This is a genomic window from Myceligenerans salitolerans (assembly GCF_017349295.1).
GTDB classification, from domain to species: Bacteria; Actinomycetota; Actinomycetes; order Actinomycetales; family Cellulomonadaceae; genus Myceligenerans; species Myceligenerans salitolerans.
The window spans coordinates 126,862-150,833 of sequence record NZ_JAFMPK010000019.1 but is presented as its reverse complement, the minus strand read 5'-3'; the positions used below and the strand labels follow the sequence as shown (position 1 = coordinate 150,833).

Sequence of the window (23,972 nt, the reverse complement as noted above, 5' to 3'; positions counted from 1 at the left end):
CCGCCTCCGCTCACGGGCCCTTGGGGGCCCTCCGCTACGGTGTGACGGCGGCGCACACCACACCCCAGCCCCCGGACCTCGCTATGCACTCACTGGCCGGTCCGCGCGTACTTCCCGCCTGGTCGCCAGGTAGCTGCTGACTGCTTCCATGGTGGGGAGGAGGCCGTTGGCTTCCGCCTCGGCGAGGGTGGGGGCGGACTCGTCCTTTGGTGAGAGCTGCGGGGAGAGGGGGCTTCCGTCGCGGGCCGTCGTCGGCCAGTCGATGCCGACGGTGGGGTCCAGCGGGTGGATGCCGTGCTCGCGCTCGGGTGCGTAGCCGGCCGAGCAGAGGTACATGACCGTGGAGTCGTCCTCCAGGGACATGAAGGCGTGGCCGAGGCCCTCGGACAGGTACACGGAGCGGCGGTCGACGTCGTCGAGCAGCACGCCGTCCCACCGGCCGAAGGTCGGCGAACCGACGCGGACGTCCACGACGACGTCGAGCACCGCGCCGCGCAGGCACTGCACGTACTTGGCCTGGCTCGGCGGGACGTCCGCGAAGTGGATGCCGCGCAGCACCCCGGCCGCGGAGACGGAGCAGTTGGCCTGCTGCAGGTCGAAGGAGTGCCCGACGGCGTCCGCGAACGGGCCCGCCTTGAACGCCTCCAGGAAGAGACCGCGGGCGTCGCCGAACTGCTTCGGGGTGATCTCGAACGCGCCGGGCACGGACAGCTCGCGGTACTGCATGAAAACTCCTCGGGGCCGGGACGATCCCACGTGGCGGAGGTGGGGAAGGGACGTCGGACCCTAGGATCATACGTATGGAACCAAGGCGTGGCGTCGGGGAACGATGGCTGGTGGTCGGGGCCGCAGGGATGCTCGGACAGGACATGGTCGAGGTGATCCGGTCCGCGGGGCGTGAGGTGGACGGCGTGGGCCGGAGCACCGGGCTCGACGTCCGCGACCCCGCCGTCGCAGCGCGCGCGGTGAGCGGCTACGACGTCGTGGTGAACTGCGCCGCCTGGACGGCCGTCGACGACGCCGAGGCCCACGAGGCGGACGCGTTCGCCGTGAACGCCGTGGGGGCGGCCAACCTGGCCCGGGGCTGCACGACGGCGGGCGCCCGCCTGGTCCAGATCTCCACGGACTACGTGTTCGACGGTGCCGCGACGGCGCCCTACGCGGAGCACGCGCCGGTCGCGCCCCGGTCGGCCTACGGACGCACCAAGGCCGCGGGGGAGTGGGCGGTACGCACGGAGGCGGCCGATGCCCTGATCGTGCGCACGGCGTGGCTGTACGGTGCCGGTGGGAACTGCTTCCCGCGCACGATGGCGCGCCTCGCCGCCGAGAGGGACCACCTGGACGTCGTGGCCGACCAGGTGGGGCAGCCCACGTGGACGCGTGACCTCGCGGACCTCGTCGTGCGGCTCGTCGACGCGGACGTCCCGGCCGGGACGTACCACGGGACGTCCTCGGGACAGGTGTCCTGGTTCGGCTTCACGGAACGCGTCGTCGCGGCCACGGGGAGCGTTGTGACGCTGGAGCCGACGACCACCGACGCCTTCCCGCGCCCCGCGCCGCGGCCGGCGTACTCGGTGCTCTCCCACGGTGCCCTGGTCGAGGCCGGCGTCACCCCGATCGGCGACTGGGCGGAGCGCTGGGAGAAGGCCGCGGCCGAGGTGCTCGGCCCCGGCGCCTACTCGTCCAGCAGCCCCAGCAGGTACCGCCCGTAGCCGGACTTCGTCAGCTTCTCCGCGCGGGCGCGCAGCTCCTCGTCCGTGAGGAAGCCGCGGCGCCACGCGACCTCCTCCGGGGCGCCGATCTTGAGCCCCTGGCGGCGCTCGATCGTCCGGACGAAGTCCGAGGCCTCCAGGAGCGAGTCGAACGTGCCGGTGTCGAGCCAGGCCGTGCCCCGCGGCAGGACCTCGACGCGCAGCTTGTCCCGCTCCAGGTAGTGGCGGTTGACGTCGGTGATCTCGTACTCGCCGCGGGCCGACGGGCGCAGGCTCTTCGCGATCTCCACCACGTCGTTGTCGTAGAAGTACAGTCCCGGCACCGCGTAGCTCGACCGTGGCCGGGCCGGCTTCTCCTCGAGCGAGAGGGCGCGGCCGGCGTCGTCGAACTCGACGACGCCGTACGCCGTCGGGTCCGCGACGCGGTAGGCGAACACCGCGCCGCCGTCGATGCCGGAGAACCGGGTCAGCTGGGACCCGAGCCCCGGGCCGTAGAAGATGTTGTCGCCGAGCACGAGTGCGGCCGCGTCGCCGCCGATGAATCCCTCACCCAGCACGAATGCCTGGGCCAGCCCGTCCGGCGCCGTCTGGACCGTGTACTGCAGGTTGATGCCGAACTGCGAACCGTCGCCGAGCAGCCGCTGGAACTGGCCGGCGTCGTGCGGGGTGGTGATCACCAGGATGTCCCGGATCCCCGCGAGGATCAGCGTGGACAGAGGGTAGTAGATCATCGGTTTGTCGTAGACGGGGACCAGTTGCTTGCTGACCCCGAGCGTGATCGGGTGCAGCCGGGTCCCGGACCCGCCGGCCAGGATGATTCCGCGCATGGTCCCCGATCCTTCCATGCCCGGCGTGGTGTGCAACCACTCCGGCGGTCGCGGCAACCACTCCGGCGGTCGTGCTCCGGTCTCCTCAGAGCCCGAGCGCGACGGCCATCTCCTTCTGCAGACGTTCCAGGCGCTTCTGGGCGGTGACGCGGGCGCGGCCCAGGTCCTCGGCGGTCGCGTCCGCCGCGACCGGCGTCACGACCTCCAGGTAGCACTTCACCTTGGGTTCGGTCCCGCTGGGCCGGACGATCACGCGGGTGTCGTCCGCTGCCGTCAGCACGACGCCGTCGGTGGGGGGCAGGCCGTTCGTGCCCGCCGTGAGATCGACGACCTCGGTCACCGGCGCACCGTCCAGCTCCGCCGGGGGCGCGGCCCGCAGCGTCGCCATCGCCTCCGGGATACGGGCGAGGTCGTCGAACCGTGCCGCGAGCTGTCCGGTGCTGTACAGGCCGCAGGCACGTGCGATGTCGTCCAGGGCGTCCCGGAGCGTGCGCCCCGACTCCTTGAGCCGCTCGGCGAGCAGCGCCACACGCAGCGCGGCCGACAGGCCGTCCTTGTCCCGGACGGCCTCCGGGTCGACGCAGTACCCGAGCGCCTCCTCGTACCCGAAGACCAGGTCCGGCGTACGGGAGATCCACTTGAACCCGGTCAGCGTGGTCGCGTGGCGCAGTCCGTGCCGCTCGGCGATCCGCGCGAGCACGCGGGACGACACGATCGAGCACGCCAGGGTGCCGGACGACGTGCGCTGGGCGGCGTCCCAGCCGAGCAGGGCCCCGACCTGGTCGCCGGTGAGCATCCGCCAGCCGTGCGACGCCGCCGTCTCCGTGCCCTGGTGGGTGCCCCAGTCCGGGTCGCGCACGGCGACGGCGCAGCGGTCGGCGTCGGGGTCGTTCGCGATGACGAGGTCGGCCCCGAGATCGGACGCCATCGACAGCGCGAGATCGAGGGCGCCCTTCTCCTCCGGGTTCGGGAACCGCACCGTGGGGAACGCCGGGTCCGGGTCGAGCTGCTCCTCCACGGGGACCACGTCCGTGAAACCCGCGTCCGCGAGCACCCGTCCCAGCGTCCTCCCGCCGACGCCGTGCAACGACGTCGTGATGATCCGCAGCGGCGGCGGCCCCGTGTAGTCGTCCGGGACGGCGACGGCGGTGCGAGGGTCCGCGGCCGGTACCAGGCGAGGCGCGTGCACGTCGCGGATGTGCAGGTCGGGATCGTGGAGGGACGCGACCCGCCGCAGGTACGCCTCGTGGATCTCGGTGCCCAGCACCGTCCAGCCGTCCGTGGCGCGCGGCACGGAGGACGCCCCGCCCGGTGCGGCGGACACGCGGGCGATCTCCGCGGCGATCCGCGCGTCGTACGGCGGCACGATCTGCGCGCCCTGTCCGGCGTCCGTGACCACGCGCCCGCCGAGATAGACCTTGTAGCCGTTGTCGGCGGCGGGGTTGTGGCTCGCGGTCACCATCACGCCGGCGTCGGCGTCGAGATGACGGACGGCGAACGCGAGCACCGGTGTCGGCAGCGCAGCGGGCAGGACCGCGACCTCGACGCCGGCGGCGGTCAGCACGGCGGCGGTGTCCCGCGCGAAGTCGGCCGACCGGTGCCGTGCGTCGTAGCCGACGACGACACGGGGCGCGTCCGCGACGGCGGACGTGAGATACGCGCCCAGGCCCGCGGCCGCCGTGACGACGACCGCCCGGTTCATCCGGTGCGGGCCGGCGGCCATCGCGCCGCGCAGCCCCGCGGTGCCGAACTCCAGCGGCCCGGAGAACCGGTCGCGGAGCTCCGCGACCGCCGTCCGGCGCAGGTGCGGCTCGGCGGTCCGGGCGAGCAGGCTCCGCAGTTCGGCACGGTCGGCGTCGTCCACGTCGGCGGCGATCCACGCCTCCGCGCGGGCGATCAGCAGGTCGTCGTCCCGGAGCGGATCCGCCTCGCGTGGCCCCGGGGTCCCGCCGTCGTCCCCGGCGGTGCTCGTGTTCTGCGTCGAGGTGCTCATGCCACTAGATCTTCGCGACGATACGGGCGAGGAGATCGCTGATCCGGGGCCCGGCCTGTTTGCCGGCCTCCAGCACCTCCTCGTGGGACAGCGGCTGCGCGCTGATACCGGCCGCCAGGTTCGTGACGAGCGAGATACCGAGCACGTCCATGCGGCAGTGCCGGGCCGCGACGGCCTCCAGCGCCGTGGACATGCCCACGAGGTCCGCGCCGAGCAGCTGCGCCATCTTCACCTCGGCGGGGGTCTCGTACTGCGGACCGTGGAACTGCGCGTACACGCCCTCGGGCAGCTCTGGGTCCACCTCACGGGCGACGGCGCGCAGACGGGGCGAGTAGACGTCGGTCATGTCGGCGAACTTCGCGCCCTCGAGCGGGGTCCGGGACGTCAGGTTCAGGTGGTCCTTCAGGAGGACGGGCTGGCCCGGCCGCCAGCCGATGTGCGTGGTTCCGCAGCCGTTCGTCAGGACCAGGGTCTCGGCGCCGGTCGCCGCCGCGGTCCGCACGCCGTGCACCACCCGGCGCACCCCCATGCCCTCGTAGAGGTGGGTACGCGAGCCGAGGACCAGCGCGTGCCGCACCGAACCGTCGGGGCGCTCGACGCGGATCGAGCGCGTCGTCGACCGGTGGCCCTCGACGGCCGGCTTGAGGAAGCCGGGGATCTCGGCCGTGGGCATCTCGGCGACCACGTCACCGATGAGCTCGGCCGCGCCGCCCCAGCCGGACCCCAGCACGAGCGCGACGTCGTGACCGGCCACGCCCGACTTCGCGGCGATGTGCTCGGCGGCGGCTGCGGCGACGTCGAACGGGTCGGTGGTGGGGTCGTCGAGGTCCGGGGCGGTGCTCATGATCCGAGGTTAACCGGCGGCGACACCGGGGGCCACCGCCGCCAGGCGCGGCCCTCACGAGTGTCCGCCCGGGGACCGGTCTGCCAGACTGGCGGTCGTGTCCGAATCGCTGAAGCCCCCGCCCGGTCTGCATCGCCATGACGGCGACGAGTGGGTGACGTGCGGCGACCACCGGCACTGGGGCCGCTTCGGCGCGGCAGGCCTGCTCCTCGTGCGGCGCGCGGCCGACGGCGCTCCGGGGCACCTCGTGCTGCAGCACCGGGCGCTGTGGTCGCACATGGGCGGCACCTGGGGCATCCCCGGCGGTGCGCTCGCCCCGGGGGAGAGCGCCGGCGACGGCGCACTGCGTGAGGCGCAGGAGGAGGCCGCCGTCGACCCGGCCGCCGTCCAGGTGGTGGGTACGCACGTGCTCGAGCATCCCGTCTGGAGCTACACGACGGTGGTCGCCGAGGTGCGGCCGGGAGCCCGCGTCGTGCCCCGGGCCGCCGACGCGGAGAGTCTCACCGTCCGCTGGGTCGCGCTGGGCGAGCTCCCGGACCTCACGCTGCTGCCGCCGTTCGAGGCCGCGCTCCCCGACCTGCTGGATCTCCTGCCCCCACGGGTCCGGGCGGGATAGGGTCTGCGCGTGCACATCCGCATCACTCCCGCCGAGGTCCTGGGTCTGGTCAAGGTCGCAGGCCAGCCCGTTCCGCCCGTGATCAGCTCCGTGAGCGGCGACGGCGACGTCGTCCGCGTCGTCGCCGATCTGCGCCGACTCGACGCCCTGCCGGGCCCGCTCAAACTCGCCGTCCGGATCGCGCCGATCGTGCGGGCCGACGTGCGAGTCGTCGCCTTCGCCGCCGGCGTCGCCACCCTGGAGGTCGAGGCGAACGCCGCCGGGCTCCCGGCGCACAGGCTGCTCTCCCTGGCCGCCGCGCCCATCGAGCAGGCCCTCGTCAAGCAGGACCTGCCGCCCGGCGTCGTCGACATCCAGCACGACGCACGGATCGCCGTCGACGTCGAGCGACTCCTGGAGGCGAAGCTCCCCGGGCTCACCGTGACGAACCTGCGTCTGGCGGACGGGGAGATCGTGCTGGACGGCTCGGTAGGCTGAGCCCGTGACCACGCCTGCCCCACCCGAACGCGAGCCTGCCCACATCGTCGTCGTGGGGGGTGGTCCGGGCGGTTACGAGGCGGCGCTCGTCGCCGGCAGCCTGGGCGCGCGCGTCACCGTCGTCGAACGTCAGGGACTGGGCGGGGCGGCGGTGCTGACCGACGTCGTGCCCTCGAAGACCCTCATCGCCACCGCCGAGTGGATGACGATCGCCGACCGCGCGCCCGAGCTCGGCATCCGGCTGACCGACGAGGCGGCCAAGCGCGACCTCACCGTCGACCTGCGCGCCGTCAACCAGCGTGTGCTGGAGCTCGCGGAGGCGCAGAGCGCGGACATCCGCGGCCGGCTGGTGCGCGAGGGCATCGAGATCGTGAGCGGCACCGGGCGGCTGGACGGGAAGTCCCGTGTGGTCGTCGAGCCGGAGGACGGCGGCGAGCCGCGCGTGCTCCACGCCGACACGGTTCTCCTCGCCCTCGGCGCGACGCCGCGCATCCTGCCCACCGCGGTCCCCGACGGCGAGCGCATCCTCACCTGGACGCAGATGTACAACCTGGACGAGCTGCCGGAGAAGCTCATCGTCGTGGGCTCCGGCGTCACCGGTGCGGAGTTCGCGGGCGCGTACAACGCGCTGGGTTCGGACGTGGTGCTCGTGTCCTCGCGGGACCGCGTGCTGCCGGGCGAGGACGAGGACGCGGCCGAACTGCTGGAGGGCGTGTTCCGCTCGCGCGGTATGACGGTGCTGAGCCGTACGCGTGCCGAGGCGGCCGTGCGGACGGACGACGGCGTCGCGGTGACGCTCTCCGACGGCCGCGTGGTACACGGGTCGCACGTGCTCGTGGCCGTCGGCGGTGTGCCCAACACCGAGGGCGTGGGGCTGGAGGAAGCCGGGGTGACGCTCACCGCGAGCGGGCACGTCGAGGTCGACAAGGTCTCCCGGACCTCCGCGCGCGGCGTCTACGCCGCGGGCGACTGCACCGGTGTGCTCCCGCTGGCCTCCGTGGCGGCGATGCAGGGCAGGATCGCCATGCAGCACGCCCTCGGCGACGGGGTCGCGCCGCTGCGTCTCGGTACGGTCGCCTCCAACATCTTCACCGCGCCGGAGATCGCCACGGTGGGCTACAGCGAGGACGCCCTCAAGAAGCAGGGCTCGCGGTACATCACCACGACGCTCCCGCTGGCCCGGAACCCGCGCGCCAAGATGCTCGGCATCCGCGACGGGTTCGTGAAGCTGTTCGCCCATCCGGAGGCCGGCGTCGTCCTGGGCGGGGTGGTCGTCGCGCCGCGTGCGGGCGAGCACATCTTCCCGATCACGCTGGCGGTGCGGCACCGGCTCACGGTGGAGGACGTCGCCGCGTCGTTCACCATCTACCCGTCCCTGAGCGGCACGACCGCCGAGGCGGCGCGCGTCCTGGACGCCCGCGTCCAGGAACGCTGAGGCGCGGGCGCCCGTCGGCGGCCGAGGGCGACGCGCCGCCCGGACGACGATGCCGGGGCGGCGCGCCACCTCGGTGACGTGCCGCCCCGGCAGGGGAGAGGCCGAAGAGGCCGTCAGGCCGGCGTGCCCTCGACGATGACCTTGCCGCCCTCCAGGCGGATGCCCGTCACGTCCTTGACGCGGTCCGCGAGGACGGTGGCGAGGTTCACCGAGAACGTGCCCGCGCCCAGCGAGACGACGTCGGTCGGCAGGCCTTTCTCCTTGAGGAGGCCCTTGACGATCGGCTGCGCCAGGCCGAGCAGCTTGCTGACCGGGAGGCCGGCGGCGTCGGCCTTCAGGTTGAACGTCGCGACACCGTCGGTCACCTCCTTGACCTCGGCCGACGCGTTCAGCGTCGGAACCACCTTCGCCGCGGCCTTGACGGCGGCGGGAGCGTCGACGAGACGGCGGAGGTCGGCGTGCGCCGACGCGGTGCCGTCGTCGACCTTCACGTCGCTGATGAACGACGGCAGGCCGGAACCGGGGCGGACAAGGGCGATGGCCTCTTCGGGCGTGAGTGTCAGTGCTTCAGTCACGAGGCAAACCCTAGCGGACCGAACAGGGTGCAAATGACCAGATCAGCCCGGTATTCGATCCGTGATCTCCGAGGGCCCGGTCAGTCGGTGATCTCGCAGATCACGGCGCCCGCCGTGACCCCCGCACCCGCCTCCGCGACGAGGGCCGCCACCGTTCCCGAACGGTGGGCGACCAGTGGCTGCTCCATCTTCATGGCCTCGAGCACGACCACCAGATCGCCCTCGGACACCTGGTCCCCCTCGTTCACGGCGACCTTGACGATCGTGCCCTGCATCGGCGAGGTCAGCGTGTTGCCCGTGGTCGCGGACTTCGTGCCGCCGGAACGCCGGCCGGGCCGCCGCGCGGCGTTCGCGGAGCGCGCCTTCCCGGCCGCCACGCCGAGGCCCACCGGCAGCACCACCTCCAGACGCCGCCCGCCGACCTCCACGACCACACGCTCGGCCAGTTCCTCCGGCTCGCCCTGCGGCGACGGGGCCGCGACCGGCGCGGGCCCCAGGCCCTTGACCGTCTCCGCGAACTCGGTCTCGATCCAGCGGGTGTGCACACCGAAGACGTCGGAGGGCGAGTCGTCGCCGGACACCAGCTCCGGCACGAACGCCGGGGCCTCCAGCACCGCACGATGGAACGGGACGACCGTGGGGATCCCCTCGATCCGCAGCTCGCGCAGCGCGCGACGCGCCCGCTGCACCGCCTGGGCGCGCGTCGCGCCGGTGACGACGAGCTTGGCGATCATCGAGTCGAAGTTGCCGGACACGGTGTCGCCCTCGACGACCCCTGTGTCGACGCGCACGCCCGGGCCGGACGGCCAGACGATCGTGTCCAGCGTGCCGGGAGCCGGCATGAACCCGGCTGCCGGGTCCTCACCGTTGATCCGGAACTCGAAGGAGTGCCCGCGCACCTCCGGCGCGCCGTAGCCGAGCTTCTCGCCCGCGGCGACACGGAACTGCTCGCGCACCAGGTCGATGCCCGTGACCTCCTCCGTCACCGGGTGCTCCACCTGCAGACGCGTGTTGACCTCCAGGAACGAGATCGTGCCGTCGACACCGACGAGGAACTCGCACGTCCCCGCACCGACGTAGCCCGCCTCACGAAGGATCGCCTCCGACGCCTCGTAGAGCGCGGCGGTCTGCTCCGCGGTGAGGAACGGCGCGGGAGCCTCCTCGACCAGCTTCTGGTGCCGCCGCTGCAGCGAGCAGTCACGCGTCGAGACCACGACGACGTTGCCGTGCGCGTCCGCGAGACACTGCGTCTCCACGTGCCGCGGCTTGTCCAGGTACCGCTCCACGAAGCACTCGCCCCGGCCGAACGCCGCCGTGGCCTCGCGCACGGCGGAGTCGAACAGCTCGTCGATCTCGTCGTGCGTGCGGGCGACCTTCAGGCCGCGGCCCCCGCCGCCGAACGCCGCCTTGATGGCGATCGGCAGACCGTGCTCCTCCGCGAAGGCGCGGACCTCGGCGGCGTCCGCCACCGGATCGGCCGTCCCCGGAACCAGGGGAGCGCCCGCGCGCTGCGCGATGTGCCGCGCGCTCACCTTGTCGCCGAGCGCCTCGATCGCCGCCGGCGGCGGACCGATCCAGACCAGTCCGGCGTCCATCACCGCCTGGGCGAACTCGGCGTTCTCGGAGAGGAACCCGTACCCGGGGTGGACGGCGTCGGCCCCCGACCGCCGCGCGACGTCGAGCAGCTTCGGGATGTCCAGATACGTCTCGGCGGCCGTGGTGCCGCCCAGTGCGAACGCCTCGTCGGCGAGGTGCACGTGCAGGGCGTTCCGGTCCGGGTCCGCGTACACCGCCACGGAGGCGATCCCCGCGTCGGCGCACGCGCGGGCGACGCGGACGGCGATCTCACCGCGGTTGGCGATGAGCACCTTGGAGATGCTGGCGCTGGGCATACGAGAACTGGGCACGGCTCACGGTAACGCGACCGGACGTCGTCGGACGTGTGGAAGGTCCGCCAACGAGGCCGGAGCGCGTTTGGAGGAATCCACCATGCGGGGCGACGTCCGCGAGCCCCGGCGCTCCCCGCGCCCGGCCGTGCTGTCGGATTCCGCAACACGTGCGGTGCGCCGATCGGTCAGGCGGTGCGAAGCGTGTGCCACGGTACGCCGATGTCACGCAGCAGCGCGCGGAGCAGCGGCAGGCTGATCCCGACGACTCCGTGGTGGTCACCTTCCACCCGGTCGACGTACGGCCCGCCGAGACCGTCGATGGTGAACGCGCCCGCCACCTCCAGTGGTTCCCCCGTGGCCACGTAGGCGTCGATCTCGTCGTCCTCCATCTCGCCGAACCAGACGGTGGTGGAGCTCGTGGCGCCCACCGTCGCACCGGTGCCGCCCGCGTCCGCGTCACGCAGGTCGACCAGCCAGTGACCGGAGTGCAGCACCCCCTTGCCGCCCCGCATCGCGCGCCAGCGCTCGCGGGCGACCTCGGGCGTCGCGGGCTTGCCGACCACCTCGCCGTCGATCTCCAGCATCGAGTCGCAGCCGACCACGACGACGCCTCCGCCGGTGTCCGAGCCGTCGGCCACGGTCGCGCCCTCGCGCGCGTCCCCGCCGGCGGGAGTCCGGCGCGCGACGTCCTCCGCCTTCGCCTGCGCGAGCAGGAGCACGGCGTCCTCGGGCCCGAGGACGCCGGTGCGGCGGGCATCGGCGAGCAGCGCCTCCTCGTCGACGCCGGAGACCCGCACGACGGGTTCCACGCCCGCGGAGCGCAGCGTCGCGAGCCGGGCGGGGGAGCGGGAGGCGAGCACGAGTCGGAGCACGGGCGCCAGGTTAGCCGAGACGTACGCTTCGGCCATGTCGCACATCGCCTGCACCGTGGACGACGACGCCGTCGCGCACGTCCGCCTCGACCGGCCCGACAAGCTGAACGCGCTGACGCTCGACATGCTCACCGACCTCGCGGCGACCGCACGGCGCCTGCGTCGCGTGCCCGGGCTGCGCGCGGTGGTGCTCTCCGGCGAAGGGCGGTCTTTCGGCGCGGGACTGGACCTCGGCGCCGCGGCTCGCGACCCCGCGGGGGTCGCCAGGGCGTTCGTGCCGACGTGGCGCGGCACCAACCGGTTCCAGGAGGCGTGCTGGGCGTGGCGCCGCCTGCCGGTTCCCGTGATCGCGGCCGTGCACGGGCACGTCCTCGGGGGAGCCCTGCAGCTCGCCCTGGCTGCCGACCTGCGGATCACCGCGCCCGACGCCCGCTGGTGCGTCATGGAGGTGGCCCGAGGCCTGGTGCCGGACATGTCGGGTGTCCAGGTGCTGTCGGAGCTGACCGGGATGGAGACGGCACGGCGCCTCACGCTGACCGCCGAGGAGTTCTTCGGGACGGAGGCGGTCCGTCTCGGCCTGGCGAGCTCGGCGTCCGCCGACCCGCTGACCGAGGCCCGGGCGCTCTCGGGAACCATCGCCGGTCACCGGCCGGAGGCCGTCCGGGCGGCGAAGCGCCTGCTCGACCGTACCTGGCGCCGGGGGCCGCTGCGGACGTTCGCCGCCGAGCGCGCGGCACAGCTCCGCCTGCTTCCCGGGGCGATGCGCGGCCGCTGACACCCGCTGCTCGCGCGCCGGACGCCGCCGGCCGGACGCCGTCGGCCGGACGCCGCCGGCCGGACGCCGTCGGCCGGATGCCGCCGACCGGGGGCGCGTGGTGCGGTGTCAGCCGGTGTACGCGCGCTGGAGCCGAACCGGTGCGAGCGGCCCGATCCCGGGCACCTCCCGGACCGGCTGGCTCGTGAGCGCGTACTGCGACGACGACGCGGCCAGGATGTCCGCCGTCGCCTTGTCCACCAGCACGGTGGAGGGCTCCGCCTGGTCGGTCAGCCGGGACGCGAGGTTCACCGACGGGCCGAACACGTCGCCGAAACGCGACAGCACGCGGCCCCAGACGAACCCGACGCGCACCGGGATCTCGGGTTCGTTCGGGGCTGCCGTGCCGAGGGACTCGCCGGTCGCCTCCGCGAGGTTGAGCGCGACCTGGGCGCCGGTCTCGGCGTCGTCGGCCACGAACAGGATGGCGTCGCCGATCGTCTTGACCACGCGACCGCCGCAGTTGGTGATGATGTCGCGGGCGCCGGCCTCGAAGCGCTGCACGAAGTCGGCCAGCTCGGCCGACTCCAGGCCCGCGGTCCGCTTCGTGAAGGACACGACGTCGGCGAACCCCACCGCGCGCGGCAGCGGGAGCTGGTGGGCGTCGTGGTCCGCCTCGTCACGCGCCCCGGCGAACTCGATCGCCATGCGCCCGGTCAGCGCCGCGAGCTGCCGCCGCCAGGCGTGCTCGAGCTGGCGGCCGAGGATCTCGGCGAGATCGGGCAGGCGGTCCAGCGCGAGCAGTCGTGCCGACGTCTCGTCCAGTCCGTAGCGCCGGGCCAGGTGCTCCACGAGGGCCTCGACCTGCCAGAGCGCGAGGCGCTCGGTGGTGTGTCCCATCGCCCGGACGAACGCCATGCGCGCCCTGGCGTCCATCTCCTGGGCCTCGAAGACCTCGTCGATCTCGCGCAGCGCCGTGACGTCCGACGCCGTGAACCACTTGTCGGTCGGATGGGTCACGGGCAGCCCCATCCAGCGCCAGAAGTCCTCGATCTTCTTCCGGTCCAGACCGGTCCGCTCGACGATCTCCGAGAAGGTGTACTGCCGCGGCCCGCCCAGGATCTCCTCGTCGAGCCGGGTCGCGGTGTCCGAGCCGAACGCGTGGGAATGGCCGTGTTCCGGTCCGGACGAGTCGGCGGGCGCGTCCTGGTGAGGCCGGTCCTCCGGTGCTGGGGCGCTCTCGGCGCGGTCGGGTTCGTTCTCGAGCACGGGCCTTAGCCTAGGGGTCGCCGCTCGCGGAACGGGGACCTGACGTACCGGTCATCGCAGATGGTGGACGTCCCCCGCCGAGACCGCGCGTTCCTCGCCGTCATCGGTGCGGATCACGAGGGCGCCCGTCGCGTCGAGCCGCAGCGCCTCGCCCTCGACGGTGCCCGAGCCGCCCGCCAGCTCCGCGCGGACGCGCGTGCCGAGGGTCGCGGAGACGCGACCGCACTCGTCGGCCAGTCCCGACCCGACGGGATCGCCGCCTGCCTGCTCCCACCGGCCGACGGCGTCGGTCAGCTCCGTCAGGAGCGTCGCGAGCAGCGGGGTGCGGTCGAGCTCCCCGAATCCGGCGAGCGCCAGCGACGACGCGGTCGCCACGGGCAGTTCGTCCCGGTCCTGGGAGACGTTGAGCCCGATGCCCAGCACGACCGCCGCCGGGGTACCGGCACCACCGGTGGGCAGCACCTCGGCCAGGACACCCGCCACCTTGCGGTAGCCGCCCAGCCCTGGCGCCGGCCTGTCCGCCCGGACGAGCACGTCGTTGGGCCACTTCACCGCGAGCCCGCCGGGACCGTCGTCGTCCGGGGAGACCGCCCGGACCACGGACGCTCCGGCCAGCAGCGGCAGCCAGCCGAGGCGCGCGGCGGGGACGGACGGGCGCAGGACGACCGAGACGATGAGGGAGGCGCGGGGCGGCGTCGCCCAGGAGCGGCCGGCGCGGCCACGACCGGCGGTCTGGTGCTCGGCGACCAGTGCCGACGGCGCGGGCCAGGCATCCGGCTCCGCCCGTACGGCGGCGGCGAGCTCACCGTTGGTCGACGCCGCCTCCTCCACCACCTCGATCCGGTGGAAGCCGGGAACGTCCAGCTCGTGGGGGCGAAGCGGTGCGCGCATGGCCACATCCTGCCTCGCCACCGGCCGAGCCGCCGCTGTAGGAACCGCACAAGGCCCGCCGACCCCACGCTGAAGACCCTGCCATCGAGTTGGCCGAATCTTCCAACTAGGCTGCCCCCGTGAACGACGCCACGACCACTGCTCCCGCGGGCACCCAGGCCAAGCTCGACGACCTCGAGGCCCGCCGTGCGGCCGCCGTCACCGATCCGGAGGTGACCGCGCAGGCCAAGCAGCACAAGCGCGACAAGAAGACGGCACGTGAGCGGATCGCCGAGCTGCTCGACGAGGGCAGCTTCGTCGAGCTCGACGCGCTCGCGACGCACCGCAGCCGCAACTTCGGTCTCGACAGGAAGCGGATCCCGGGCGACGGCGTCGTGACCGGGTACGGCACGGTCGACGGCCGTCAGGTGTGCATCTACGCGCAGGACTTCACCGTGTTCGGCGGCAGCCTGGGCGAGGTGCACGGCGAGAAGATCACCAAGGTGCAGGACCTGGCGCTGCGTACCGGCGTGCCGATCATCGGGATCAGCGACGGCGGCGGCGCGCGCATCCAGGAGGGCGTGGCGGCCCTGACGCAGTTCGCGGAGATGTTCCGGCGCAACGTGGCGGCGTCGGGCGTGATCCCGCAGATCTCCCTCATCCTCGGGCCGAGCGCCGGCGGCGCGGTGTACTCGCCGGCGCTGACGGACTTCATCGTCATGGCGGACGGCACGTCGAACATGTTCATCACCGGGCCGGACGTGATCCGTTCGGTGACGGGGGAGGACGTCGACTTCGAGACGCTGGGTGGCGCGCGGACGCACAACGCGACGTCGGGCGTGGCCCACTACATGGCCAACGACGAGGAGGACGCGCTCGACTACGTGCGCCACCTGCTCGGCTACCTGCCGCAGAACAACCTGAGCGACGCGCCGGCCTTCCCGGCCGAGGACACCCCGCTCGAGGTCACCGCCGACGACGAGGCGCTGGACCGGCTCGTTCCCGACTCCGACAACCAGCCCTACGACATGCGCGACGCCGTCGAGGCGGTGCTGGACCCGGAGTCGTTCCTGGAGGTCCAGCCGATGTTCGCGGCCAACGTGCTCACGGGCTTCGGGCACGTGGAGGGGCAGGCGGTGGGCATCGTCGCCAACCAGCCGCTGTCGATGGCGGGCACGCTGGACATCGACGCGGCGGAGAAGGCCGCGCGGTTCGTGCGCACATGCGACGCGTTCAACATCCCCGTGCTGACGTTCGTCGACGTGCCGGGCTTTCTTCCGGGCGTGGGCCAGGAGCACCAGGGGATCATCCGCCGCGGCGCGAAGCTGATCTACGCCTACGCCGAGGCGACGGTGCCGCTGGTCACCGTCATCACCCGCAAGGCGTACGGCGGCGCGTACATCGTGATGGGCTCCAAGCAGCTCGGCGCGGACATCAACCTGGCCTGGCCCACCGCGCAGATCGCGGTCATGGGCGCGAGCGGCGCCGTGAACATCCTGCAGCGCGGCGCGCTGAAGAAGGTCGCCGACGACGGCGGCGACGTCGAGGCGGAGCGCGCCCGGCTCACCGCGGAGTACGAGGAAGCCATCGTCAACCCGTGGGACGCGGCCGAGCGCGGGTACGTCGACGCGGTGATCCGCCCGTCGGAGACGCGCGTCCAGGTGGTCCGGGCGCTGCGGGCGCTGCGTACCAAGCGTGCCAGCCTGCCGCCGAAGAAGCACGGCAACATTCCCCTGTGAAGGGGGCACACAGTCGGGCGCACTACGCTTGGCCTCTCACGGCCCTGTCCCCGGCCGGCCCCACCGGAGGAACCCCACATGAGCCATGAGGACGCCACGCACGGCCCGGCACCGCTGGGCCCCGTGGATCCTGAGCCGCTGCACCGCGCGGTGGACGCGCTCGCCGCGACCCTGCACGACTACGTCCGCACGGCGGTCGGCGTGCGCGCGGAGTTCGGCGCCGCCGAGGCCGACGAGGACCCTCGCGTGCATGCTCTCGAGGAGAAGGTGGGGCAGCGGAACGCCGACCTCTTCGACACCCTGCACGCCGCCCTCGGCATGCACCCGGACCTCACGACGTCCATCTGGGAACCGGGTGCGGACGGTGCCGGCCGGCCGGACGAGGCCGGCGCGCAGCAGCGGGCGGAGGCCTTCTACCTGAGCTTCCTCGTGGCCGCGCGCGGCGCCGACGCCTCGCTCGACGGGGTGCTCGGCCTGGTCGACGCCACGGGGGAGGACATCGCGGAACGCCTGGCCGACGGCGGCTACGAGGTGCTCGAGTGGATCTCCTCGCGCGGCGCCCCGGCCGGGTTCGACGACGGTCCGCTCGCCGAGGACCTGTTCGACGGGACCGACGACGAGCTCGGCGACGCCGGGTTCGACGACGACTCCGGCCCTGGCCGGGACGACTTCAGGGAGGACGATCGATGAGCACGCACCCCCAGGTACGCGTCGTGCGCGGCCGGCCCGATGACGTCGAGGTGGCCGCGCTCGTGGCCGGCCTCGCGGCCGTGACCGCCGCCGTCGAGCCGGACGACGCCGCCCCGATCGACGAGTGGACCAACCGGTCGCGGGTGCTGCGCGGCAACGGCGCCGCGACGGCGCAGAACTTCGGTGGCCGGTCCGGCCGCCACAACGCCGACTCCTGGCGCTGGAGCCTTCGCTCGTGAGCGCGCGGGCGCGTGTCGTCGGCGCACTCGTCGAGTCGCCGCTGCAGCTGCTGTGCACGATCGAGGCGCATGCCGCGGGACTCGGCGGGGACACCACCCGGGTGCACGTGCGCGACGACGTCCCCACACTGGCCCAGGTGAGTCATGCCCTCTGCCGTGCGGACCTGCCGGCCGGCCTGACGATGGACGTGCGGCCGGTCCGGAACGCCATGTGGTCCCTGAACCGGAACCGCATCGTCGGGGAGGCGTTCTCCGGCGTGGTGCAGACCGCCCTCCTGACGCGCCCGGTCGCCTCGATCACGCTCGTCGACGACGGGCTGGCGGCGCTCGACCTCGACCGCATCCTCACCTCCCCCACGGGGGCCTTCGTGCGTTCGGGCGTGCGCTCCGGTGCCGCCCGCCGGGTGCTGGGCCGCGCGACGGCCGAGCGGCTGCGGTCGCTGGCGCGACGCGGCGGGCTCACCCTGTTCACCGCTCTTCCGCTGCCGGGCGACGCGCTCGGGCGTCTGTCGGAGGCCGGAGTGCGGGTGGTGCGCGACGAGTTCGCGTGGTTCGCCTCCCAGCCGCTGGAGGCGGCTCCCGCCGAGCCGACCGTCGTCGTGGGCTCGGGGCTCGTGGGTGCCGGCTTCGTGGACGCCGACAGCTACTTGTCCTGGGTGTTGTCCCTGGCCGCCGAGGGACCCGTGCTGTACGTGCCGTACCGCCGCGACGAACCGTTGGTGCAGCGCGTCCTGCGGACGACGCCCGGCGTGACCATCGCCGACCCGGGGGCGATGCTCGAGTTGCGGCTGTCCGGCATGCACGAGGGCCAGCGGGTGCTCAGCCTGCCGACGACGTCGACCGTGCTGCTCACCTCGATCCTCGGGCGGCGCGGAGTGAACGTCGAGGTCAAGGCCGTGCCCGACAGCTGGTGGGCGCCGAGCGTCCCGGAGCAGGTGCGCAAGGACGCGGCGTTCCTGGTGGACCTGTCCGCCGCCGCCCGGGACGCTCAGACCGGGGCGCGCCCTCCGGTGATGTAGTCCGTGAGCTGGTCGCACTCGGCCTGCATCTCGGCGATCCGGTGCTTCACGACGTCACCGATGCTCACGATGCCGGCCAGCCGGCCCTCCACGAGCACGGGGACGTGGCGGACCCGGTGCTCCGTCATCACGGGCATCAGTTCGTCGAGCGTGGCCCCGGGCTCGCAGGTGTGCACGTCGGCCGTCATGATCTGCGCGACGGTGCGGTCCAGGACCCCGTCGCCGTCCGCGTGCAGCCGGCGGACCACGTCGCGCTCGCTGACGATGCCGTCCACGCGGGCGCCGTCGCCGGACACGACGACGGCGCCGATACGGTGCTCCGCGAGCAGTGCGAGCAGGTCGCGTACGCTGCGGTCGCCCGGGATGGTGACCACCGCGTCGCTCTTACGCCGTAATGCCTCAGTCACCCGCATGGGAAGCACCTCCGTCGCTGCTCGCCGGGCCCGCGCCGTCGCGAGCTCCCTCCTCGACGGTACGGCACCGACGCCTGTTCAGGTAGGGGCGTGCGCAGGGCGCCGTCCCGCTCTCCCGGCCCTGGGGACGGCCACGCGAGCCGGAACACTGTGCCGCCGGCCCGAGCACCTGCCCGGGCCGGCGGCCGGCCTCGTGGCCCGACGAACCGCCGCGGGACTCAGGCGAGCGCGTCCCGGAGCACGTCGAGACCCACCGAGCCCAGGTTCAGCGCACGGGCGTGGAACGCCTTCGCGTCGAACTCCTCGCCCCGGGCGGTCGCGGCGGCCTTCGCCTCGTCCCGGGTCCGCTCCCACAGCCGCTGGCCCACCTTGTACGACGGCGCCTGCCCGGGCCAGCCGAGATACCGGTGGTACTCGAAGCGCACGAACTCCTCGGGCATGTTCACGTTCGCCTTGAGGAACTCCCATGCCGTTGCGGCGTCCCAGGTCTTCCCGCCCCAGGCCGCGGGTGCCCGGAGTCCGAGGTGCATCCCGATGTCGAACACGACGCGGGCGGCCCGCAGGCGCTGGCCGTCGAGCATGCCGAGCCGGTCACCCGGGTCGTCCAGATAGCCGAGGTCGGCCATGAGCCGTTCCGCGTACAGCGCCCAGCCCTCGCCGTGACCGGAGACCCAGCACGCCAGCCGCCGCCACGAGTTGAGCGTGTCGCGCGCGTGCACGGCCTGGGAGCACTGCAGGTGGTGACCGGGGACGCCCTCGTGGTAGACGGTCGTCTTCTCCCGCCACGTGTTGAACTCGGTGACACCCTGAGGCACGGACCACCACATGCGCCCGGGCCGCGAGAAGTCGTCGCTGGGCGGGGTGTAGTAGATGCCGCCGGTCTGCGTGGGCGCGATCAGGCACTCCAGGTTCAGCACGGGGTCGGGGATGTCGAAGTGCGTCCCGTTCAGGTCGCGGATCGCGGCGTCCGAGGTCTCCTGCATCCACGCCTTGAGCGCGTCGGTCCCGAGCAGTTTGCGCGCCGGGTCCTCGTCGAGCATCCGGACCGCGTCCTCGACGGTCGCGCCGGGGCCCGCGATCTCGCGCGCCACCGCCTCCTGCTCGGCCACGACACGGGCGAGCTCATCGACCCCCCACGCGTACGTCTCCTCCAGGTCGACCGTCGCGCCGAGGAACGTCCGGCTGAACAGCGCGTAGCGGTCGCGGCCCACGGCGTCGGCCTCGGGCGCCTGCGGGGCGAGCTCGGACTCGAGGAAGTCGGCGAGCTTCGCGTACGCCTCGCGGGCCCCGGCGGCGTTCAGCTCCAGCTCGCGCCGCAGCAGGCTGCACGACGACGAGTCGTCCAGCACGGACTCGGCCTCCTTGCCGCGCACGAAGGAGGTGAAGAACGACTCGTCACCCGCCAGCTCGCGAGCCTGTGCGACGCACTCGCGGACCTGCCGGACCGCGGCGACGTTGCCGCGGGAGGCGGCGAGGCGGAGCGACTCGGTGTAGCCGTCGAGGGCCGTCGGCAGGGCGCCCAGCCGGCTCGAGACGTTCTCCCAGGCCTCGACGGAGCCGGTCGGCATCATGTCGAAGATGTCCCTCAGGTACTGGACCGGCGAGGCGATGTTGTTCAGGTCCGCGACGTCCTCGCCGGCGTCGTGCAGTTCGAGCGCCAGGCCCAGCCGCTCCCGCATGGCGGCGAGCGTCACGTGGTCGACGTCGTCCACGGGGTCCACGGCGTCGAGCGCGTCGAGGGTGGCACGGTTCAGGGCGGCCGCCTCCTCGTGGTACGCCGGGTCCAGCGCGTCCACGAGGTGGTCGTGCCCGGGGACGCCGATCTCGGTGGCGGTGGTCGGGCTGTGCTCGGTCAGGCGCCGCACGTGCTCGTCGGCGACGGCGTCGACGGCGGTGGGCGTTCGTGTGATGGAGGGTGTGGTCACACCGGGAGGGTACTGCCGTCGTGGCGACCGACGCCTGCGGTTTTCCGGCCCGCGGCGTGGCCGGCGGGGGCGTCAGAGGAGCACGGGCTCCGGATCCAGGGGTTCCGGATCCGGCTCGATCAGGCCTGGCCCGTCGTTGCGGACGGAGCCGACGGCGGCACCCACCGGGGTGGTCGTCAGCGGGGTGCCCGGCGCTCGCAGGACGGCCGCCGCCTCCTCGGTGCCGACCTCCGGATCCAGCCAGCGGGCCCAGGCGTCCCGCGGCAGGACCACGGGGGTGCGGTCGTGGACGAGCTCCAGCTTCCCGGTGGCCGGCCCGGTGATCACCGTGGTCGTGACGAGCCAGCGGGCGGGGTCGTCGTCGGGCCTCGAACGGTCACGCCAGAACTCGTACAGGCCGGCGAAGGCCGCCGTGCGGCCGGTGGCCGGCCGGATCCAGTAGGCCTGCTTGGCCGCTGTCCCGCCGGTACGCAGCTTGCGCCACTCGTAGTAGCCGTCCGCGACGACGAGGCAGCGCCGGGCGGCGAACGGCTTGGCGAACGCCGGCTTGTCCGGCAGCGACTCGCTGCGCGCGTTGATCATCCGTGCCCCGATGCCCGGGTCCTTGGCCCAGGAGGGCACGAGGCCCCAGCGGGCGACCCGCATCGACCGCGTGACCTCACCGGTCGTCCGGTCAGGGCGCTCGACCACGATCCTGACCGGGTCCGTGGGCGCGACGTTCCACGACGGCCCCAGCAGGCGGGCGTCCTCGGCGAGCTCGGCGACCGCGAGCTCGTCGGCCAGATCCTGGGCGTCCCGGAAGGACGCAAATCTTCCGCACATGCCCTCAGTCTGCTCCGGCTGTCTGACATCGTCGGCCGGCCGGCGTGACGGGAATTACCCGTGACACGTTCGTATCGTTTCGATAGACTGGGGAAACCGTCCTCACGCATCGTCGCAACCCGCTCTCGTCGTGCCTTCAGGAGACTTGTGTCCACCGCGCAGCTCGCTTCCCGTCCCGTCGCTCTCCCTCCCGTCCCGGCCGCCCCCACCGCACCCACGCGTCCTCGCGGCAGGACCGTCGCCCTCTGGGTCGTCATGCTCGGCTCGCTCTGCGCGCTGCCCGCCTTCACCACGGACATGTACCTGCCGGGCATCCCCCAGGTCGCCGCGGACCTCGGCTCCACCGAGGCGATGGCCCAGCTGACCGTCTCGGCCATGCTCGTCGGTGGCGGGCTCGGCCAGCTCGTCATCGGGCCGCTCTCCGACCGGTTCGGCCGTCGCGCCCCGCTGCTCGTCGGTCTGGTGCTGCACGTCGTGACATCGCTGCTGTGCGTCGTCGTGCCCACGATGAGCGGCCTGATCGCGCTGCGGGTGATGCAGGGATTCTTCAACGCCGCCGCCGGCACGACCGCGATGGCCGTCGTCCGTGACCGCTTCGTCGGCTCCGAGGCGGCGCGCGTCCTCTCCCGCCTCATGCTGGTCATCGGCATCGCGCCCATGTTCGCCCCCACCATCGGCGCGGCCATCCTCTCCGAGGCCTCGTGGCGCTGGGTGTTCGTGCTGCTCGCGGCCATGGGGGCGGTTCTCGCGCTCATCGTGCTGCGGTTCATGCCCGAGACCCACGGGTCCGAGCAACGTGTCGCCACCCGGACGAACCGCGTGTTCGCCGGATATCTGACGCTGCTGCGGGACCGGCAGTTCCTCGCCCTGGCGGTCCTGCCGGGCCTGTCGTTCGGCGTGCTCATGAGCTACGTGGTCAGCTCGCCGGTGGTGTTCCAGCAGGAGTTCGGGCTCTCGCACGGGCAGTTCTCCCTGCTGTTCGCCGCCAACGGCGTCGGGCTGGTGCTCGCCGCCCAGGTGAACGCCGCGCTCGTGCGCCGGGTCGACCCCATGCGCCTGATGCGGTTCGCCGTCGTGGCGCAGACCGTCACCGCGGCGGCACTCCTGGGCGTCGTCCTGCTCGACGTGGGCGGCCTGATGGGTCTCCTCGTGGTGATGTGGTTCGTGCTGGCGACCCAGCCGCTCATCCAGCCGAACGCCGCGGCGCTCGCGATGTCGCGGCACGGTGAGATCGCCGGGACCTCGGCGGCCATGATCGGGGCGGCGCAGTCGTCGGTCGCGGGAGTCGTCAGCTCGCTGGCCGGCTTCCTCGGCGGAGGTTCGGTGGCGATGGTGTCCGTGATGTTCGCGTCCGTACTCGGTGCGCTGCTGGTCATGGCCGTCGCGACCCCGGCCTTCCGCCGGCGCCGCTGAGATCGGCGCGGTGTCGCGGTTCGGCGGGTTCGGGCTGCCGGGCAACGTTTTGTTCCTGACAAGCGTCTGAACAAGTGTGAAACGCGGTGACGCTATCCTCCGGCCTATGCCTCAGCCCGACCGGCCGTCCGCGCAGCACGCGTCGATGCCGCCACATCGGATCCCCAAGCGTACGGACCGGCCGGCCAACCGGCACTCCTCGGGCAAGGGCTGGTCGCGCAAGCCGCGCATCGTGGCGATGTCGTTCGTGGGCGTGCTCGCGCTGGGCGGCGCTGCGGCGGCGACCGTCATGGAGCAACTCGCGGCGGAGGTCGAGGTCTCCGACGTCTCCGGCATCGTGCAGGGCGCGAGCAAGGAGGTGAAGGACCCGTCCGACCCCTTCAAGGACGTCCCGGTCAACATCCTCGTCATGGGCACCGACTTCCGTGACGCGGAGAACATCGCCGTCGCCGGTGGTGGGAACGAGACGGGCATGCGGTCCGACACCACGATGCTGGTGCACATCTCCCGCGACCGGTCGTGGATCCAGGTCGTGTCGATCCCGCGTGACTCGATGGTGAACCGGCCGGGGTGCGAACTGCCGGACGGCAGCATGGCGCCGGCCCTCGGGCTCGGGCAGTTCAACGGCGCGTTCAACGCCGGCGGCTACCTGACCGGTGAGGGCGAGAACGACCTGACCTACGGTGCGGCCTGCACCATCACGACGGTCATGGACAACACCGGCATGCCGATGCCCAACCACATCGTGGTCAAGATGCACAGCGTGCTCGACGTCGTCGACGCCATCGGTGGCGTGCGTGTGTGCCTGCCCTACCCGATCGTGACTCCGCAGCAGTACGGTGGCGTGAACCTTCCCGCGGGGCCGCAGACCCTGGACGGCATGGACTCGCTCGACTACCTGCGCGCACGCCACGTCGAGGGGACGACCCAGAGCGACCTGGACCGCATCGACCGGCAGCAGGGGTTCATCAACGCGCTCCTGCGGCAGATCCTGTCGGCCGACACGATGGCGAACCCGGCGAAGATGCTGAACCTGTCCAAGGCGGTGCTGGGGTCGGTGAACCCGGACCCGGAGCTCGGCGACGCCCGGAACCTGGTGGGTCTCGCGTTCAGCCTCAAGGACATCCAGAAAGAACGGATCCTGTTCACCACGGTTCCGAACCAGCCCTGGACGCAGGATCCCAACCGCGTCGAATGGACCTACGAGGCGGACCAGCTGTGGGCCGATCTCGCGAACGACGTGGCGCCGGCGAACCTGCCGCCGCTCAAGGGCGAGGGCACGCCGAGCGGCGGTACGTCCGGTGGAGAGGACGGTTCCACGGGCGACGGCACGACGGGTTCCGGTGACGGGGGGACGTCAGGTGGCGGGGGCGGTGGCGGCTCCACGGAGGGCGGCGACGGCTCCGGCGAGGGCGGGGCGAACGGCGGCGGCTCCGGCGGTACGGCGGGGAACGGCACCACGGGTGAGGGGACCGGCGCGGAGTCGGACGGCGAGGCGTCCCCGGATCCGGAGCCGAGCCAGCCGACCGGCACCTGTTCCTGAGCCGCGGGGCCGGTCGCGACCTCACGGACGTGGTGC

General features: G+C 73.0%; 23 protein-coding genes. 11 read left to right on the top strand and 12 right to left on the bottom strand.

Features of this window, described 5'->3' with window-relative positions; translation table 11 throughout:
- Positions 1–81: 81 nt before the first annotated feature.
- Entirely contained in the window at positions 82–726 is a 645-nt protein-coding gene (gene rfbC, locus J0911_RS02695; protein WP_207273851.1) for a dTDP-4-dehydrorhamnose 3,5-epimerase, read from the bottom strand.
- 74 nt (positions 727–800) lie between these two features.
- Here rfbC and rfbD point away from each other — a divergent pair, with 74 nt between their 5' ends.
- Positions 801–1,712 carry a dTDP-4-dehydrorhamnose reductase gene (gene rfbD / locus J0911_RS02690; protein ID WP_207273850.1) on the top strand — a complete coding sequence of 304 codons (912 nt, stop codon included), beginning with the start codon at positions 801–803 and terminating at the stop codon, positions 1,710–1,712.
- On the opposite strand, the gene rfbA is transcribed toward rfbD, so the two are convergent.
- The 3 genes from rfbA to J0911_RS02675 all read right to left on the bottom strand — a co-directional run bounded on the left by rfbA (position 1,676) and on the right by J0911_RS02675 (position 5,376).
- Positions 1,676–2,539, bottom strand: coding sequence for a glucose-1-phosphate thymidylyltransferase RfbA (rfbA, locus tag J0911_RS02685; protein ID WP_207273844.1), 864 nt, complete (start codon positions 2,537–2,539; stop codon positions 1,676–1,678). The two genes, rfbD and rfbA, sit on opposite strands and share 37 nt — an antisense overlap.
- Before the next feature lie 85 nt (positions 2,540–2,624).
- Positions 2,625–4,532, bottom strand: a complete 1,908-nt coding sequence (locus J0911_RS02680) for a phospho-sugar mutase (protein ID WP_207273843.1) — start codon at positions 4,530–4,532, stop codon at positions 2,625–2,627.
- 4 nt (positions 4,533–4,536) lie between these two features.
- Positions 4,537–5,376 (bottom strand): purine-nucleoside phosphorylase, encoded by an 840-nt coding sequence (locus J0911_RS02675; RefSeq protein ID WP_207273842.1) that lies wholly within the window; start codon positions 5,374–5,376, stop codon positions 4,537–4,539.
- A 97-nt stretch (positions 5,377–5,473) separates the two neighbouring features.
- Here J0911_RS02675 and J0911_RS02670 point away from each other — a divergent pair, with 97 nt between their 5' ends.
- The 3 genes from J0911_RS02670 to J0911_RS02660 are packed head-to-tail and all read left to right on the top strand — an operon-like array spanning position 5,474 to position 7,904.
- Entirely contained in the window at positions 5,474–5,992 is a 519-nt protein-coding gene (locus J0911_RS02670; protein ID WP_307864877.1) for an NUDIX domain-containing protein, read from the top strand.
- Positions 5,993–6,001: 9 nt separating this feature from the next.
- Positions 6,002–6,469, top strand: coding sequence for a hypothetical protein (locus J0911_RS02665; RefSeq protein ID WP_207273841.1), 468 nt, complete (start codon positions 6,002–6,004; stop codon positions 6,467–6,469).
- Positions 6,470–6,473: 4 nt separating this feature from the next.
- Positions 6,474–7,904 (top strand): NAD(P)H-quinone dehydrogenase, encoded by a 1,431-nt coding sequence (locus tag J0911_RS02660; protein WP_207273840.1) that lies wholly within the window; start codon positions 6,474–6,476, stop codon positions 7,902–7,904.
- Positions 7,905–8,017: 113 nt separating this feature from the next.
- Here the strand turns inward: J0911_RS02660 and J0911_RS02655 are convergent, their stop codons facing one another.
- The 3 genes from J0911_RS02655 to J0911_RS02645 form a co-directional block, all read right to left on the bottom strand.
- A complete protein-coding gene (locus tag J0911_RS02655) occupies positions 8,018–8,479 on the bottom strand; it encodes a hypothetical protein (protein ID WP_207273839.1) in 462 nt (153 codons plus the stop codon).
- 80 nt (positions 8,480–8,559) lie between these two features.
- On the bottom strand, positions 8,560–10,371 hold the full coding sequence (locus tag J0911_RS02650; RefSeq protein WP_242636169.1) for an ATP-binding protein: 1,812 nt from the start codon (positions 10,369–10,371) through the stop codon (positions 8,560–8,562).
- Positions 10,372–10,553: 182 nt separating this feature from the next.
- Complete coding sequence (locus J0911_RS02645; RefSeq protein ID WP_307864876.1) at positions 10,554–11,240, bottom strand: Maf family protein; 687 nt, start codon at positions 11,238–11,240, stop codon at positions 10,554–10,556.
- Positions 11,241–11,274: 34 nt separating this feature from the next.
- Between J0911_RS02645 and J0911_RS02640 the strand changes: the two genes are divergently transcribed.
- Positions 11,275–12,015 (top strand): crotonase/enoyl-CoA hydratase family protein, encoded by a 741-nt coding sequence (locus J0911_RS02640; protein WP_207273837.1) that lies wholly within the window; start codon positions 11,275–11,277, stop codon positions 12,013–12,015.
- A 108-nt stretch (positions 12,016–12,123) separates the two neighbouring features.
- Here the strand turns inward: J0911_RS02640 and J0911_RS20970 are convergent, their stop codons facing one another.
- Both J0911_RS20970 and J0911_RS02630 read right to left on the bottom strand, forming a co-directional pair.
- Positions 12,124–13,263 (bottom strand): adenylate/guanylate cyclase domain-containing protein, encoded by a 1,140-nt coding sequence (locus tag J0911_RS20970; RefSeq protein WP_207273836.1) that lies wholly within the window; start codon positions 13,261–13,263, stop codon positions 12,124–12,126.
- A 51-nt stretch (positions 13,264–13,314) separates the two neighbouring features.
- The gene (locus tag J0911_RS02630) at positions 13,315–14,154 is read right to left on the bottom strand and encodes a biotin--[acetyl-CoA-carboxylase] ligase (RefSeq protein ID WP_207273835.1); all 840 of its coding nucleotides are present in this window, start codon (positions 14,152–14,154) and stop codon (positions 13,315–13,317) included.
- A 119-nt stretch (positions 14,155–14,273) separates the two neighbouring features.
- Here J0911_RS02630 and J0911_RS02625 point away from each other — a divergent pair, with 119 nt between their 5' ends.
- The 4 genes from J0911_RS02625 to J0911_RS02610 all read left to right on the top strand — a co-directional run bounded on the left by J0911_RS02625 (position 14,274) and on the right by J0911_RS02610 (position 17,820).
- The gene (locus J0911_RS02625) at positions 14,274–15,872 is read left to right on the top strand and encodes an acyl-CoA carboxylase subunit beta (protein WP_207273834.1); all 1,599 of its coding nucleotides are present in this window, start codon (positions 14,274–14,276) and stop codon (positions 15,870–15,872) included.
- A gap of 78 nt (positions 15,873–15,950) precedes the next feature.
- On the top strand, positions 15,951–16,562 hold the full coding sequence (locus J0911_RS02620; RefSeq protein ID WP_242636168.1) for a hypothetical protein: 612 nt from the start codon (positions 15,951–15,953) through the stop codon (positions 16,560–16,562).
- Entirely contained in the window at positions 16,559–16,801 is a 243-nt protein-coding gene (locus tag J0911_RS02615) for an acyl-CoA carboxylase epsilon subunit (protein ID WP_207273833.1), read from the top strand. Before J0911_RS02620 ends, J0911_RS02615 begins: the two co-directional genes overlap by 4 nt.
- Entirely contained in the window at positions 16,798–17,820 is a 1,023-nt protein-coding gene (locus J0911_RS02610; protein WP_207273832.1) for a hypothetical protein, read from the top strand. Before J0911_RS02615 ends, J0911_RS02610 begins: the two co-directional genes overlap by 4 nt.
- Here J0911_RS02610 and J0911_RS02605 read toward each other — a convergent pair.
- The 3 genes from J0911_RS02605 to J0911_RS02595 form a co-directional block, all read right to left on the bottom strand.
- Positions 17,790–18,233, bottom strand: coding sequence for a CBS domain-containing protein (locus tag J0911_RS02605; RefSeq protein ID WP_207273831.1), 444 nt, complete (start codon positions 18,231–18,233; stop codon positions 17,790–17,792). The two genes, J0911_RS02610 and J0911_RS02605, sit on opposite strands and share 31 nt — an antisense overlap.
- A 218-nt stretch (positions 18,234–18,451) precedes the next feature.
- Positions 18,452–20,158, bottom strand: coding sequence for a DUF885 domain-containing protein (locus J0911_RS02600; protein ID WP_207273830.1), 1,707 nt, complete (start codon positions 20,156–20,158; stop codon positions 18,452–18,454).
- 72 nt (positions 20,159–20,230) lie between these two features.
- On the bottom strand, positions 20,231–20,980 hold the full coding sequence (locus J0911_RS02595) for an SOS response-associated peptidase (protein WP_207273829.1): 750 nt from the start codon (positions 20,978–20,980) through the stop codon (positions 20,231–20,233).
- Positions 20,981–21,127: 147 nt separating this feature from the next.
- Between J0911_RS02595 and J0911_RS02590 the strand changes: the two genes are divergently transcribed.
- Complete coding sequence (locus J0911_RS02590; protein ID WP_307864875.1) at positions 21,128–22,393, top strand: multidrug effflux MFS transporter; 1,266 nt, start codon at positions 21,128–21,130, stop codon at positions 22,391–22,393.
- A 106-nt stretch (positions 22,394–22,499) separates the two neighbouring features.
- Positions 22,500–23,936 (top strand): LCP family protein, encoded by a 1,437-nt coding sequence (locus J0911_RS02585; protein ID WP_207273828.1) that lies wholly within the window; start codon positions 22,500–22,502, stop codon positions 23,934–23,936.
- Positions 23,937–23,972: the final 36 nt, after the last annotated feature.

Bases quoted from the DNA above. Each gene is read 5' to 3' on its own strand.
- rfbC (WP_207273851.1), bottom strand. From the start codon at position 726: ATGCAGTACCGCGAGCTGTCCGTGCCCGGCGCGTTCGAGATCACCCCG.
- rfbD (WP_207273850.1), top strand. From the start codon at position 801: ATGGAACCAAGGCGTGGCGTCGGGGAACGATGGCTGGTGGTCGGGGCC.
- rfbA (WP_207273844.1), bottom strand. From the start codon at position 2,539: ATGCGCGGAATCATCCTGGCCGGCGGGTCCGGGACCCGGCTGCACCCG.
- J0911_RS02680 (WP_207273843.1), bottom strand. From the start codon at position 4,532: ATGAGCACCTCGACGCAGAACACGAGCACCGCCGGGGACGACGGCGGG.
- J0911_RS02675 (WP_207273842.1), bottom strand. From the start codon at position 5,376: ATGAGCACCGCCCCGGACCTCGACGACCCCACCACCGACCCGTTCGAC.
- J0911_RS02650 (WP_242636169.1), bottom strand. From the start codon at position 10,371: ATGCCCAGCGCCAGCATCTCCAAGGTGCTCATCGCCAACCGCGGTGAG.
- J0911_RS02640 (WP_207273837.1), top strand. From the start codon at position 11,275: ATGTCGCACATCGCCTGCACCGTGGACGACGACGCCGTCGCGCACGTC.
- J0911_RS02630 (WP_207273835.1), bottom strand. From the start codon at position 14,154: ATGCGCGCACCGCTTCGCCCCCACGAGCTGGACGTTCCCGGCTTCCAC.
- J0911_RS02620 (WP_242636168.1), top strand. From the start codon at position 15,951: ATGAGCCATGAGGACGCCACGCACGGCCCGGCACCGCTGGGCCCCGTG.
- J0911_RS02615 (WP_207273833.1), top strand. From the start codon at position 16,559: ATGAGCACGCACCCCCAGGTACGCGTCGTGCGCGGCCGGCCCGATGAC.
- J0911_RS02605 (WP_207273831.1), bottom strand. From the start codon at position 18,233: ATGCGGGTGACTGAGGCATTACGGCGTAAGAGCGACGCGGTGGTCACC.
- J0911_RS02595 (WP_207273829.1), bottom strand. From the start codon at position 20,980: ATGTGCGGAAGATTTGCGTCCTTCCGGGACGCCCAGGATCTGGCCGAC.
- J0911_RS02585 (WP_207273828.1), top strand. From the start codon at position 22,500: ATGCCTCAGCCCGACCGGCCGTCCGCGCAGCACGCGTCGATGCCGCCA.